Annotated in this window: 14 protein-coding genes; 8 read left to right on the top strand and 6 right to left on the bottom strand. The window is 56.9% G+C overall.

The window, feature by feature from the left end; genetic code table 11:
- Positions 1-185: 185 nt before the first annotated feature.
- Both EDC27_RS03975 and EDC27_RS03970 read right to left on the bottom strand, forming a co-directional pair.
- The gene (locus EDC27_RS03975) at positions 186-689 is read right to left on the bottom strand and encodes a hypothetical protein (RefSeq protein ID WP_123289320.1); all 504 of its coding nucleotides are present in this window, start codon (positions 687-689) and stop codon (positions 186-188) included.
- Between the two features lie 65 nt (positions 690-754).
- The gene (locus EDC27_RS03970; RefSeq protein ID WP_123289319.1) at positions 755-1,555 is read right to left on the bottom strand and encodes an RNA methyltransferase; all 801 of its coding nucleotides are present in this window, start codon (positions 1,553-1,555) and stop codon (positions 755-757) included.
- Positions 1,556-1,683: 128 nt separating this feature from the next.
- Between EDC27_RS03970 and amrB the strand changes: the two genes are divergently transcribed.
- Both amrB and EDC27_RS03960 read left to right on the top strand, forming a co-directional pair.
- Entirely contained in the window at positions 1,684-3,105 is a 1,422-nt protein-coding gene (gene amrB, locus EDC27_RS03965; protein WP_148045680.1) for an AmmeMemoRadiSam system protein B, read from the top strand.
- A gap of 122 nt (positions 3,106-3,227) precedes the next feature.
- Positions 3,228-3,764, top strand: a complete 537-nt coding sequence (locus EDC27_RS03960) for a hypothetical protein (protein WP_123289317.1) — start codon at positions 3,228-3,230, stop codon at positions 3,762-3,764.
- Here EDC27_RS03960 and EDC27_RS03955 read toward each other — a convergent pair.
- The gene (locus EDC27_RS03955) at positions 3,761-5,050 is read right to left on the bottom strand and encodes an MFS transporter (RefSeq protein ID WP_148045679.1); all 1,290 of its coding nucleotides are present in this window, start codon (positions 5,048-5,050) and stop codon (positions 3,761-3,763) included. The two genes, EDC27_RS03960 and EDC27_RS03955, sit on opposite strands and share 4 nt — an antisense overlap.
- Positions 5,051-5,061: 11 nt before the next feature.
- Here EDC27_RS03955 and EDC27_RS03950 point away from each other — a divergent pair, with 11 nt between their 5' ends.
- Positions 5,062-5,889: a zinc dependent phospholipase C family protein gene (locus tag EDC27_RS03950; RefSeq protein ID WP_123289315.1), complete on the top strand. Its 828-nt coding sequence runs from the start codon at positions 5,062-5,064 to the stop codon at positions 5,887-5,889.
- 145 nt (positions 5,890-6,034) lie between these two features.
- Here the strand turns inward: EDC27_RS03950 and EDC27_RS03945 are convergent, their stop codons facing one another.
- The gene (locus EDC27_RS03945) at positions 6,035-6,919 is read right to left on the bottom strand and encodes an Mrp/NBP35 family ATP-binding protein (protein ID WP_123289314.1); all 885 of its coding nucleotides are present in this window, start codon (positions 6,917-6,919) and stop codon (positions 6,035-6,037) included.
- A 122-nt stretch (positions 6,920-7,041) separates the two neighbouring features.
- On the opposite strand from EDC27_RS03945, the gene EDC27_RS03940 reads away from it, so the two are divergent.
- Both EDC27_RS03940 and EDC27_RS03935 read left to right on the top strand, forming a co-directional pair.
- Positions 7,042-7,452, top strand: a complete 411-nt coding sequence (locus EDC27_RS03940) for a carboxymuconolactone decarboxylase family protein (protein ID WP_123289313.1) — start codon at positions 7,042-7,044, stop codon at positions 7,450-7,452.
- Positions 7,453-7,706: 254 nt separating this feature from the next.
- Positions 7,707-7,904 carry an FmdB family zinc ribbon protein gene (locus EDC27_RS03935; RefSeq protein ID WP_123289312.1) on the top strand — a complete coding sequence of 66 codons (198 nt, stop codon included), beginning with the start codon at positions 7,707-7,709 and terminating at the stop codon, positions 7,902-7,904.
- Between the two features lie 262 nt (positions 7,905-8,166).
- Here EDC27_RS03935 and EDC27_RS03930 read toward each other — a convergent pair whose 3' ends face one another.
- Together EDC27_RS03930 and EDC27_RS03925 are read right to left on the bottom strand one after the other, a co-directional pair.
- Entirely contained in the window at positions 8,167-9,468 is a 1,302-nt protein-coding gene (locus tag EDC27_RS03930; protein ID WP_170161570.1) for a D-alanyl-D-alanine carboxypeptidase family protein, read from the bottom strand.
- Positions 9,469-9,759: 291 nt separating this feature from the next.
- Positions 9,760-11,322 carry a 2-isopropylmalate synthase gene (locus EDC27_RS03925; RefSeq protein ID WP_170161569.1) on the bottom strand — a complete coding sequence of 521 codons (1,563 nt, stop codon included), beginning with the start codon at positions 11,320-11,322 and terminating at the stop codon, positions 9,760-9,762.
- Positions 11,323-11,789: 467 nt separating this feature from the next.
- Between EDC27_RS03925 and speD the strand changes: the two genes are divergently transcribed.
- The 3 genes from speD (at position 11,790) to EDC27_RS03910 (ending at position 13,563) form a co-directional block, all read left to right on the top strand.
- The gene (speD, locus tag EDC27_RS03920) at positions 11,790-12,170 is read left to right on the top strand and encodes an adenosylmethionine decarboxylase (protein WP_123289309.1); all 381 of its coding nucleotides are present in this window, start codon (positions 11,790-11,792) and stop codon (positions 12,168-12,170) included.
- Complete coding sequence (gene speE, locus EDC27_RS03915; RefSeq protein WP_123289308.1) at positions 12,170-13,087, top strand: polyamine aminopropyltransferase; 918 nt, start codon at positions 12,170-12,172, stop codon at positions 13,085-13,087. The genes speD and speE overlap by 1 nt, the downstream gene beginning before the upstream one ends.
- Before the next feature lie 98 nt (positions 13,088-13,185).
- Positions 13,186-13,563 carry an FmdB family zinc ribbon protein gene (locus tag EDC27_RS03910; protein WP_123289307.1) on the top strand — a complete coding sequence of 126 codons (378 nt, stop codon included), beginning with the start codon at positions 13,186-13,188 and terminating at the stop codon, positions 13,561-13,563.
- The last annotated feature ends 66 nt before the right edge of the window (positions 13,564-13,629 follow it).

The raw sequence follows: 13,629 nt of genomic DNA, 5'->3' as shown, positions 1-13,629 counted from the left end.
TACGTACTGGATATTTTTGTCAAGGATCGGCGAAAAAGCGCTGTGCATCCCAGCCAGAGGCCCTTATGGAAAGTTGTTGGGGGTGTTCACGGCGCGTTCGCATGAATGGTGAAAAAAACAGCCCGGGCCGCTTGAAGCGGCGCCGGGCTAGAGGCGCTCTCAGAGGAAGAAGCACGTCGAAAGACTCAGTGACTGGTGGGCGTGTGCGACTGTCCTGTGACGACGGCCATCCATTTTTCCAGAGCTTCCACGCGGGCGTCGTAGCCTTGAATCCCAAGAAGCTTCGCGCCCTGAAGGTTGGGAAGCACCGTCTTGTACAGCTGAGCCAGTTGTTTTTCTCCAGGAGCTACAGCAGCCATGCCTTCTCGCGCCGCCTGTTCCACAATGGGTCGAAGGGTGTTTAGGGCTTCTTCCGCGCTGGCAAAAGGTTTTCCGACCAGGGATCGAGCGGCGTCTGCGGAGACGGGAATGAATTCGTAACCCGGCACCGCGGAACCCACCAGACCCCACAATCGACCCTCGCAGAGCCCAAGCCCGCCCCGCTCCGCCCGAAAATAGTAATGGGACGGTGTGGCGAACAGCACGAGTGATCCCACCACGAAGATCACGGCCAGGGTTGCGGCACCCTTAAACAAGAGACTGCGGTTGATTCCCGAAACCACAATGCGTTGATCGCTCGCACCCTGCATGACCATCCTCCATGTTTCAAGCTCTGTCGCCATGGGAGTGAGAAACGCAGCAAACCCTAGCCACTCTAGTCAAGGCAAGAGATTGAGTCAATGCCTTTGTCCTGTGCACGGACTTGGCGCACCGCCTCGAAAGCCATCTTTTCACCGTACCATTCGATCTGCCTGCAGATACCTCGAATGATCTTGACTTCGCGCGCTTGCAATCCAATCCGGCTGAAAAACCGGCGCAGGCTTCTCATCCAGTACTCAGGATTTTCGGGATTCACGAAGTGAATCTTGGCCAAAGTTTCTTGAAGATGGTCGTACATGGCTTCCAGTTCAAAGCTGGTGGCCAATTTGGGTGTAAAGCTCTCAGGCGGTTGCTCGGCGGCTCGAAAAATTTCATAGGTCATGATCATGACGGCTTGAGCCAGGTTCAGCGAGGCGAATTCCTGGGATGTGGGAATGGTCACCAGAGCGTGGCAGTATTTCAGTTCCCGGTTGGCCAGCCCTCGATTTTCAGGCCCAAAAAGCAGTGCCGTTTTGTTGGTGCGGCTGATGCTCACCACCCGGCGGGCTATGTCCCGAGGGTCCATGATGGTGCGCCGTTGGGAACCTGTTCTCGCTGTCGTGCCGATGATATATTGAAATGACCCCAGGGCCTCGCGCAGATTGTCATAGATTTCCATGGTGGCCACCACGTCTTCGGCGGCATGGGTGGCCATTTTGAGGATGCGAGTGAGGTCGCAGTCCAGCGGATCAACGACGATGAGGCGTCGAATCCCCATGTTTTTTGCTGCTCGAGCCGCAGCCCCGATGTTTTCGGGAAAATGCGGGCGGTGCAGGACCACGGCGATGTTGTCCAGGAAGGCGCGGACGGGTTTCATGAACGTGGCGCTTGGCTCCTTTGTAGGGGACAGAGATCGTCAAAAGACTTTCATCAAAAGGGGCATTATTATAAGGTGTAGTGCCCAGGATGCAAGACGCCATCGCAACATCCATTGGGGGGAAGAGCATGGGATCTGAGAGAATACGTGAATCCGTTATTGCCGGAACGTGGTATCCCGGAAATCCGGAAAAACTTCGCACGGTCATTCTGGAATACCTGGCCAAGGCGTCGGCTGCTTCTCTTTCCGGACGTTTGGTCGGATTGGTGGCCCCCCATGCCGGCTACATGTATTCCGGGCCGGTGGCGGCCTATGCCTACAAGCTGCTGGAGGGAAGGCCCGTCAAGAAGGTTCTTATCATGGCGCCTAGTCATCGGGCCTATTTCAATGGAGCCAGCGTGGATGATGTGGCCGGTTATCGAACACCTCTGGGTGTGGTTTCGGTGGACCGAGTGTTCACCAAAAGGCTCATGGCGTATCAGGATCTGTTTTCTCACGTGCCTCAAGCCCACGCTCAGGAGCATTCCCTGGAAATCCAGTTGCCCTTTTTGCAGGTGGTCCTGGGTGCCTTTCAGATGATTCCCGTGCTCATCGGGGATGTCGACCTGGACGGATGCCGGCGCCTTGCCCAGGCCGTGGCCAAAGCCATCGGTGATGATGAGGTCTTGTTGGTGGCCAGCACCGACCTTTCGCACTACTACACTTACCAAGACGCCAAAAAGCTAGATGCGCGGGTCATCGAAAAAGTGGATGGATACGATCCTGAGGGGCTTTTTGAAGCGTTGCGCCGAAGAGAATGCGAAGCTTGTGGCGGTGGTCCTCTGGTCACGACGCTTTTGGCGGCTCGCGAGCTGGGAGCCACCAAAGCCCGGGTGCTGCACTACGCCAATTCAGGGGATGTGACGGGAGATGTTCGAGGTGTGGTGGGCTACATGGCGGCTGCCATCGTCGATAATCCGGGAAAGGCCGTCAAAGAAGCGCCATCCTCCGAACCCCCTGAGAGCTCGGTTGAAGAGGGGTTGTCAGAGCAGGAAAAGAGTGTCCTGCGCACCGTGGCGTGGCAGGCCATCCGTTGGAAGCTCGGGCTAGAGGCAGAACCCGTCTATGAGGGGACGGCTTCCAAGCTTTGGGAGAAGCGCGGGGCTTTTGTGACGCTGCGCAAACAGGGCGCGCTTCGAGGATGCATTGGGTATGTGGAGCCGCACATGCCGCTGTGGCGAACGGTTAAAGAAGCGGCCGTGCAGGCGGCGTTTGCAGATCCCAGGTTTCCTCCGGTTCGCGCGGCGGAGGTGGATGCGTTGCAGTTGGAGATTTCCGCCCTGAGTCCCCTGGAGCGGCTCAAGGATCCCCTGCAGTTCACCGTGGGTCGGCACGGCCTCGTCATTCGCAAAGGCTATCACAACGGATTGTTGCTGCCTCAGGTGGCCGTGGAGCACGCGTGGGGTAAGGAAGAATTTTTGAACTGGACGTGCAAGAAGGCCGGCCTTTCGCCGGAATGCTGGCGGGATGGGAATGTGGAAGTGTACCGGTTTGGGGCCGAAGTCTTCTAGCCATCCGTCCCGTTAGGAGACCTGAAGACCGGGAGGATCAGGAGGGCCGCATTCCACGGGAAGGGGCCGGCTGTCTTTGACTCAGCGGCGCGGCAAGCCGCTTGAAAACAAAGGAGTGGGGCGTGGGCGATGTGATTGCTTTGGAGGAAAAACGCCGCCGTCTGCGAGCCCGTCGCGCCTTTTATCCTTGGGAAAGGCGCTTTCATTGCCTCTTTGATGAGCACACGTCGGTTCGAGACCTTCCGGACGCCGTGTTGGCCGTCCTGATTCAACCCGGGGAGCAATGCACTCGGCTGCTGCAATCCCTCGTGTTGAGAATTCTCACCGGAGAATCGGACGTAGAGTTGGAGCAGCTCTCGCCGGCCCAGAAAATTTTGACCATCGATGTCACCTTGTTTCTGGTGGACCAGATTCGCTTTGAATGCATGCGAAGGCTTGGGTGGGTGGAACCGGATCCTCGTGTGGACACGCCCATCGTGGATCTCGTGGACCAAGCCGCGCAGGGGAAAGTGCCTGCCATGCAAGCCACCCCCCCCATCCTCGCCTCCCATCCTCTGTACGCCGAATACCAAAAAACCTTCGAAGGGGACCAGGGCGCTTTTGTCAGAAAGCTCATTCCTCGAGCCATCGAGGAATTCATTCGCCGGAACAAGAGCTAGGGATCGTCTTTGACGGTCGCCAGCATGGCGGCCCCGATGAGAAAGAATGCCACAAGTGACAGAATAGCGGGGCGGGGTGTTCCGAAAACATCGCGAAGGATCCCAAAGACAAGGGGCCCGAGGATTGCGGAAAATTTACCACCGATGGCAAAAAAACCGAAAAATTCGGCACTTTTTTCTCCAGGAATGAGGCGACTGAAAAGGGATCGACTGAGCGATTGGCTGCCTCCCAGGATAAAGCCTACGATGGCCGCGAGGATCCAAAAATGCCATGGCGAATGCATGCCGTAAGCAAAAACGACCACGCAGCACCAGACGGCCAGGCTGATGAACAGCACGCGGCGCGTGCCGAACCTTTCCGCGGCAGCGGATAAAAGCGTGGCGCCGGGAAAAGCGATCCACTGTGTCATGAGAAACGCGCCGGTCAAGGATGTTGTCGAGAGCCCCAGCTCTGTGGCTCCATAGACAGACGCCATGGTGATAACGGTTTGGATGCCGTTGTTGTAGAAAAAATAGGCCACAACCATGGCCGCCACGCGTGGCCGAGCCCACAAGTCCTTCCAAAGCGCCACGGGAAAGGGCATCCATTGAGTTGATGCCGTGTCCCGAGGGCGAGAGGTCTGGGAAGGCAGCCATAGAAGGCAGGGAAGGGTGAAGAAGGCCCACCACACGCCGACGGTGAAGAAGGCAAATCGGACAACTTGGTGTGTGGTTTCCAAGCCGATCCATCGAGGTTCATGCAGCCAAATCAAGTGAAGCGCCAGGAGTAGGCCGCCCCCCACATAACCGTAAGCGTACCCTAACCCGGAAAGCCAATCGTGCTGGGATGGGGAAGCGATGTGGGGCAGAAACGCGTTGTAGAAAATCTCACTGGCCGAAAAACAGGCGTAGGCCACAATGAAACAGGCAAGGGCGCGCCACACGGTGCCGTGGCCCGTGAATGCCAGAAGCGTTGTGGATGCGGCGCCGCAGAAAGCCAGCAGCAGAAACAGAGGCCGGCGTTTTCCCTGAAGGTCCGCCCATCGCCCGATCCAAGGCGCGATGACGGCGACGCAGAAAAGAGACGTGGAGACGGTATAGCCCCAGAGGGAAGAGGCCTGCGTGTGCCACCGCAGGAATCCCAGATGAAGGGCCATGCCTTTCGAGGGCATGATCACTTTGGCGAAATAGACGGGAAACAGCACCGCGAGAATGCTCGTGGCAAAGGCGGAATTGGCCCAGTCGTACAGGCACCAAGCCCACTGAGCCTTGGAGTTTGGGAGCAGTCGCCGCATTGCCGCTTTCAAGGAAAGCCCTTATGCCCAAGGAACGTTTCCACATGCTGCTGGCCAGAGAATCTGCCCGTATGGCGTTTCAGGGCGGTTGGTCACGTGGGGACGAAGAGTCCTACCTCTTGGGATCTATCATGCCGGACACCCTCTTTTACGATCTGCCCCACATGCGGCTTTCCCGCATGGGACGGCGCCTTCATCGCCTGCAGGGTGAACCGGGTGCTCGCGCATGCCAACAACTACTGGGCCAGGTTCCGTTCACGAGCGCCCCGGCGCGCTGGTGGCTTATGGGCATGATGAGCCACTTTCTGGCCGATGCCTTTTGGCATGGGCTGGTGAACCATTACAGCATGCCACCCTTTTGGCCCTGTCGTTACTATCGACTCAAGGCCAGTTCCTGCCACTTTTGGCTGGAAAGCCAGTTGGAAGCCCACTGGATTCCCCTTGTGGCCCCATGGGACGGCTTTCGTCGAATTCTTCGCCGCATTCGTACATCACTGTGGCGGCGCCATCCCGCCACGACCTATCTCAAGCACTTCCTTCAACGGTTCGTGAACGGCACCGCACCGTCGGAAAACAGGCTTCGAAAATGCCTGTTCTGGCAGGCAACCTTGCTAACCCTCTTTACAGATCCTCCGGGCGACGGCCTCCATGAGCGGCTACTGCACAGCCGTTGGGGACGCCCCTTGGGAGCGCTCCTGGTGCCTAGGGCTTCGCGGTTGCCGGAACTCATGGCCACGGCGCCGGACCTTCCGGAATTTCATCTAGGCCTGCATCCCTTCGATGGAAAGCTTTTGGCTCAGTCGGTCATGGGCATTGCGGCATGCCTTCGTGAAACCTTCACAGAACCATGACGGCCCCTACGGCCATCCTCAATGGCATTTTGTGGGATGACCTTTCGATCATCCCTTCAACGTTCAATCCCTGAAAACGCGGTCCCGCCAAAAGGTAACGAGCCGTGTTCGGCGTTTTCGCGATGAAGCATCCTCCAACACGGTGTCAATGCACGGATTGGCTGTGCGCCTGGACGCTCTCCGCCGAAGGAAAGCGCTCGATGAGCCGATTCACCATGTCGACGACCGCCTTGATGAACGGTGAAGAGGCGTTGGGGTCTTCCATGACGGGTTTACCCTGGTCCCCTCCCGCGACGACAGCTGGATCAAAGGGCAGGGATCCCAGGAACGCAATTCCCATCGTCTCGGAGGTTTTTTGGCCTCCACCCGTGCTGAAGATGGGAATGAACTGTTGACAGTGAGGGCAATAGAGCCCGGACATGTTCTCCACCAAACCCGCAATGTCCAACTGAACTTTCTTACAGAAATTAATGGATTTTCGTACATCGGCCAGAGCGACTTCCTGTGGCGTCGTGACGATCACCGCCTTGGCATCTGGAATCAAGCGCGCAATGCTCAAGGGCTCGTCCCCTGTGCCGGGAGGACAGTCCACTACAAGGAAATCCAAATCATTCCAGGTGCAATCGCTGATGAACTGCTGAATGACGCCGTGCTTTAGGGGGCCTCGCCAGATGACGGCGGAATCTGAGTCTTCCAACAAGGATTCGATGGAGACCACCTTCAAGTTGGGGCTGTATTCATGGGGAAGAATTTCCTGATCCTGGGAGACTCGAAGCAATCCATGGAGCCCCAACATCTTGGGAATGCTCGGCCCATGAAGATCGATGTCCATCAACCCCACCTGATAACCTTTTTGGGACAAGGCCAAGGCGATATAGACCGCCACGCTGCTTTTGCCCACGCCCCCCTTGCCGCTCATGACGATGATTTTGTTCTGAATCCGCGCCAGCTTGCAGGCCAGTATCTCGTCTTTGGAATGCTTCTTGCGGCTTTCGCACGTTGAACATGATTTGCCTTCACAGTTATCCATAGCGTCTTCTCCTCCTCTGCCAAATTCTTTAAAATCGGCGCTAAAGTAAAAGCAGGCTATGGAATTGTCAACGCACGGGTCGGGTTTCTTGGGAACTCGCGTGTCAAGAAGGAGGTCATGGCGTGTTGGAAAAAACTTTGGTGGAGCAAACCAAGCAAACGGCGGCCAAGCTGTTTTCGGGTCCGGTGCGCCTCAAAGTGCCCTATGAACTCTGGAAGGAGTTTGACCCGGGGCTGGCTCGAGACCTTTCCCTTTTCATCACCGGCAACATGTATTCGCGAACGGTGCTTTCCCTGCCGGAGCGTCAAATGGTGGCGGTGGCGGCTCTGGCAGCCTTGCAAAAGGGAGAGGAACTGCGCATTCATCTGCACGGCGCTTTAAATGTGGGCGTCAAGCCGCGCCATCTCGCAGAAACCATTTTTCAGGTCGGGGTGTATGCGGGGTTTCCGGCCGTGAATGCCGCCTTGGCCGTTCTAAAGGATGTCTTGCTGGAACGAGGTCAATGGCCCCTCGCCGGGGATGAAGAACGCTGACAAACAACATCCGCCAAAGCGGCGATCGCTTCGATGGCTGGTCTTCGCCCACAGAGTTGTCAAGACGGTCCTGGTGGCTGCCCGCAGCCTTTGGGCTGCGACGGTACGGAGCTTTCCATGGCCGTTGCGCGGGCGGTCTCCAACAAAAGCATTCCCGGACACATCGCAGGGGTTGCATTCGTTCTCGAGATACTTAAATTGTACTGGCGCTTTCAGTTCGCGTCACAAGGTGATTTATTGGGGAGGATGCTATCATGCCCATTTACGAGTACCTCTGTGAGCAATGCGGAAACGAGTTCGAGAGTTTCATCTGGTCCGCCAAGGATGAAGAGTCGCTGGCCTGTCCCAAGTGCGGAGCGGTGGATGTAAAAAAGCTCTTGTCTTCTTTCGCCAGCAAGGGATCGCTTTCCAGCGTCTTGGGCACCGGGTGTGGAACGGGCGGCTTCAGTTGAGCGGGTTAGCCCAGGGCCGGTAGGCTATCGGCCGAAGACAAGACGCTCCACGGTGTGGAATTTCCGTAAGGAGTCAAGCCCATGGATAAGGACTTCCTGTGGCTAGGCGGCATCCTCGTCGCCTGGGTCGTGCTCAATAAGTGGATTCTGCCCAAACTGGGCGTGCGTACCTGAATGTCGGACGCTTGCGAGATCGGGTCGTCTCGCACGTCGAAAAAGGGCAAACCCTCTCCCTAAAGGGCGGCGTGGCCCGCCGCCCACATTAGCCGAAGAAAGTCCGTTTTCTGCTCCTGCGGCTCTTCAGCCGCATGAAGACCAGCAAAGCGACACCGCAGGCGACAATGGCGCTCGAGGTGTAAGCCAGGGGGTTCCACACGCGCTGCCACGGGTCATCGCCGAGCAACAGAATGGAGTGCCAGAGGCGAACGAAAAGGTTAGCCCGTGCGATGTCGGTGTTGCTCACCAAGTCCAGGGAAGCCAAGGTGGCGTCGCCCGCTTTCAGGTCGGCGCGTCCTAGGGTTTGTCCCTTATGAATGGGAGCCATGACCGACGAAGGTACGTCCAGGACCCAGTGAACGTTCTGTGCTTTTTCTTTTCTCACCACCACTGGGTTGGTTTCCTTGAAAAAAAGGGAAACTTGGGAAGCGGCGCCCTTCCACACTCTGATCACCGTGGCTGCTTGATCCGGACTGGGTGGAGGAATGAAAGCAAAGAGGCGATATCCGAGATTTAGCAGGGCCAGAGCTTCTTTTTCTCTTACGGCCGGGCTGGGCGCGCCCATGACCACGGCCAAAAGGCGAAGCCCGTGGCGTTGCGCTGTAGCCATGAGGTGGTAGCCGGCTTCAGACACATAGCCCGTCTTAAGCCCGTCCACGGAGCTGTCTTTGAGCAACAGCCGGTTTCGGTTGGGCTGCGTGATGTCATGATAGGTGTACTCGGTCATGGAATGGAACCGAAGGCTCTGTGGAAACCGGCGCAGATAGGACATGGCCAGTGTGGCCATGTCGCGAGCCGTGGTCACCTGACCTTGGGCCGGCAGGCCGTGAGGATTCGCAAAGTGACTGTGGTGCATTCCCAGTTCTTTGGCTTTTTGGTTCATGGCGGCAACAAAAGCCTCCACGGATCCGTAGAGGTGTTCCGCCACAGCCACACAGGCGTCGTTTCCGGACACCACGGCAATGCCCTTTATCAGCTCTTCCAGCGCGATCTTGTTTCCCACTTCCACGAACATCTTAGAGCCGCCCGTCCGCCACGCCGCCTTGCTGATGTGGACGGGATCATTCAATGTGACATCGCCTTTTTCCAGGGCTTCAAAGACCAGATAAAGAGTGAGAAGCTTGGTGAAAGACGCCGGCGCAATCGCATCGTCAGGGTTTTGTTCCCAAAGGGTTTCTCCATTGGTCACATCCAAGAGAACGCCCGATGTGGCGTTGGCGGTCCAGGATAATTCCGCCGCACTCCATGCCGGAGCCGGAGATGCGAAGAACCACACGTATCCAAGCAGCCAAAAGAAAACTCCCGGCAAAAGAAACTTCACAAATCCTTCGATCTCCCTACACTTCACGGGAAGTCCTCCCAACAAAGTGGCCAGCGATCTGCGCTTCACGGGGCGGCGTGGCCGAATTTTCACACATCCATTGAAGCCGCACACACTCTTAGCAGTTCAACAAACTCCATTCAAGGGGGGACCATCTTGGATGTTGTGGGTCGTCACGGCCATTTTTTTTTTGTGGGCTTTTGGGTGAGCCCAACGGGCCTGCTGGACACCCGGCGCCCCACTCGGAAGATGACCTTTCCGAGTGGGCCGGGGCAGTGGCTTTGCGCGATCAAGGTCCCGCTGACGTGGCGAAAAGATTCATAGGCGAGGTTGCCAGCTTTCCCATTCGGTGAATTCTGACACCGAAGGTTCTTTGGACTTTTGTTCCAACTTGTTCAAGGCGTTGATGAAGGCCTTGGCGCTGCCCAGGACGATATCCGTGGCCACCCCGCGGCCCTGGACCGTCTGGGCGTCTTCTTCCAATTGCACATGCACTTCACCAAGAGCGTCGGTTCCGGAAGTGACTGCATGGACTTCGTAGCGCACCAGCTTGGGAAACCGATGGGTCATCTTGCAAATGGTCTTGAAAGTGGCATCCACAGGCCCTTGACCGAACCCGGCGTCTTGGCACATCTGCCCGTCTATCTCTAATTGCACCGTGGCATGGGGCACGGAAATGGATCCTGCGGAAACATTCAAATACAGCAGCTTATACCTCTGCGGCGGAGCCAAGAGGGTTTCATCCAAAAGATTTTCCAGATCCGACACATGGAGATCTTCCTTGTGCTCGGCCAATTGTCGATAAGCCTCGAAGCATGCCTCAAGGTCCTTTTCGTCCACAAGCACACCTAAGCGGCGAAGTTGCGCTTGAAAGGCATCCATCGCCATGTCTTTGGCCACAGGTTCGGCGGCTCGGGTTAGCCCAAACTGCTGCGGATCCATGATCTGGTAGGGAGGTTGCGCCGAGGCCTCGCCCAGCTGCGGCACAGTGGCCTCGCAGACAAAGGCGTTAGCTCCCACCACCGGCTTGTGTGCTTGCACATTGATGCCCGTCAGACGTCTGACGAGTCGGCACGTGGGCCCGATAAGGGTGGAATCCAGCGAAAGGTCAATACCGAAATGGTCTTGCCGGACCTTCAGGGCGGCTGCTAACTCCTCCAAAGCGGTGTTGCCGGCGCGTTCTCCGATGCCGTTGACGGTCACATGGACCTGGCCGGCTCCTGCGGCCAGGGCCGCCAGAGAATTGGCCACGGCCAGTCCCAGGTCATTGTGGCAGTGGATGCTGAGAACCACCGGGGAAGGCTCACCCAAGGCGGCCTTGATGGATCGAAAGAGCGCCTCGATGTCAGAAGGAATGGCATAGCCCACCGTATCGGCGATGTTGATCACCGTCGCCCCGGCGTCGGCGACCGCCTTGGCCATGGTGACCACATCCTCCGGGGGGGCGCGAAAGGCGTCCACCAGGGTAAATTCCACATCGTCGCACCGTTCCTTGGCCAATTGCACGGCCTTGCATCCCAGATCCAAGGTTTCCTGAAAGTCTTTTTTGAGAAAGTGCTTTCGATAAAATGGCGAAACGGGCACAAAGGTGTGTAGGCGTGGCCGTGCACAGGAGGCCAAGGCGCGCATGGCCACATCGAAGTCCGTGGCGTTTGTGGCTCGAGCCAATGCGGCAATGGTGGGGCCGGATACCGATTGGGCGATTTTTTGGACAGCTTCAAATTGCCCTTCGGAGGCCGCAGGAAAGCCGGCTTCGAGGACATCCACGCCCAGTCTCGCCAATTCAACGGCCAGGCGAAGCTTTTCAGGAACGGTGAGCATGGTGCCGGGTGATTTTTCCCCGTCGCGCAGCGTGGTGTCAAATATGCGAATGGTGGGCATCTCGTTCCTCCTCATGACATGATGGGGTCATGGTCGAGTGGGATGTATACGTTTCATGGGTACGAGGATACTTGCAGCCCCATCGCCGTCTTGTCAACATGATTGCAAGCACTCAGCCCGCGCGCTCCCCGGAAAGAGGCCGCCATTCTTCCCGTAGGCCCGAGCACGGTCCCAAGAATGGGCTCCCTTTCCTGGATCCAACATGTTCCCATGGTGTGCCGGCGAGGTTGGCCCGTGTGGAGGAGGGCGCTGCGGTAACCTTGTGAACACAAAAGCGTGCACATTTCGGTTGCAATAGAAAATTTTCCGTGTATATTGTGCGCGTTTAACGCGCCTCCGTTTGTGGCGTTTGGTTGGAAGCATGCGGTTCATAGCCGAGTGCGGTTCCCCTCCCATGAATAGGAGGTTTTTTGTTTTGTTAACCCTCAAAAAAGGGATTTCCATGACGTGAGGAAACGAAAAAGAAGATGAAATCACTAGGAAAACACCTCATCGTAGAGCTCTATGACTGCGACTTTGACCTCATCAACGATGTCTCTCAAGTAGAGAAAATCTTGGTAGAGGCCGTCGCCATCTCCAAAGCCACCATTGTTCAACCCATTTTTCATCAGTTTTCGCCTCACGGGGTGAGCGGCGTGGTCGTGATCGCCGAATCCCACTTTACCATTCACACATGGCCGGAATACGGCTATTGTGCTTTGGACATTTTCACGTGTGGCGAGCTGATCGACTCCGATGCGTCGTTGGCATATTTGCAAAAGGCCTTCAAGGCAGACAACTTCTCTGTCATGGAGATCAAACGAGGGGTGTTGAATCTGCCGGCGGATCGATTGAGACACAAGCCGTGATGGAAAAGCATCAGCGCCGTTTGTGGTTTCGCGAACTGCAAAGCAGTGGCGAGGAAACATTTTACGCCTGTCGTGCGGTTCTTTATCACGGACGGTCCCGCTACCAGCAGATTGATATTGTGGAGACGGAGATGCACGGCCGCGTCCTTGCTCTCGACGGGGTGGTGCAGTCCGCGCAGCTGGATGAGTTCATTTATCATGAGGTGCTCGTGCATCCTGCCATGTGGAGCCATCCGGCACCTCAAAGTGTGCTCATCATTGGCGGTGGCGAGGGGGCGACATTACGGGAAGTGTGTCGACACCCAGATGTGCGACGCATCGTCATGGTGGAGATTGACGGGGAACTGGTGGAGATTTGCCGCCGCCTGCTTCCTCAATGGCATCAGGGGGCTTTTGACGATCCGAGGGTTCAGCTGATCATCGGCGACGGAAGGGCCTTTGTGGAAAACACGACGGAAAAGTTCGACGTGGCAGTGCTGGATCTCAGTGATCCCATTGAGGACAGCCCTGCGGCCCTTTTGTTCACCAAGGAATTTTACGACAGGGTGGCGAAGTGCCTGACGCCTATGGGCTGTGTTTCCGTTCAAGGGGAATGTATCAGCCCGCAAAAGTTGGTGGCGCACGCGCGCATCGTCAATACGCTCAAACAGGTCTTCCCTGTGGTACAACCGTGCTCGTACAGCCTGCACAGCTTTCATCGACCGGACGCCCACATTGTGGCCAGTAAAAACCCACAGTGGTCCGTAAGCGCCGTGGTTGAACGGGCTCGCTCCATGGACATGCCGCTGCGATACCTCAGCGTCCCCATGGTGGAAAAGCTTTTCGTGGTTCCACCCTATCTTGAAGAAGCCTATGAGCTCCACTGTGAGCCGTTGACGGATACCGCCCACCAATTAACTTGCGAAGATCTGATGTAGACAAGAAAATGCCACGGTTTGGAAGAGGCGCCACGGTTTGTGAAGCGCCTCTTCCAAACGTTTCGCCTCGTGCGGGCCCTAGGGCAGGGAGGACACCGATGCCGATTTATGAATACCTGTGCCTTCGGTGCGGAAAGAAAAACGAAATCATCACGTTTCGCATTTCCGAAGAGGTGTACCCCCAATGCCGGCATTGCAACTCCGAAGTACTTCGGCGCCTCCCATCGCGCGTTCGGGTGCGCTTGTCTGAAGAAACGCGCTTGGAGCGTCTCGCAGACCCTTCCAAGTTCGGCGCCTTGGATGAGAATGACCCCAAGAGCATGGCCAAGTTCATGAAGGCCATGAGCCAGGAGATGGGCGACGATTTCGATGAGGATGTGGATGCCCTTGTGGAGGAAGCCATGGAAGAGGAAGCGGCTTCCAATAGGGAATCCGACGAGACCTCCGTGGACGACGCGGGTGAAGAGAGCCTTTAGCGGTTTCCATGGTCAAGACTCAGGGTCCAAGTTTTTGGAAGGCCGTCGTCCTTCCCAACCAGGACG

This window comes from Desulfosoma caldarium (assembly GCF_003751385.1).
Lineage (GTDB): Bacteria > Desulfobacterota > Syntrophobacteria > Syntrophobacterales > DSM-9756 > Desulfosoma > Desulfosoma caldarium.
The sequence above is the reverse complement of the archived record's forward strand: the minus strand, read 5'-3'. Positions and strand labels throughout refer to the sequence as shown.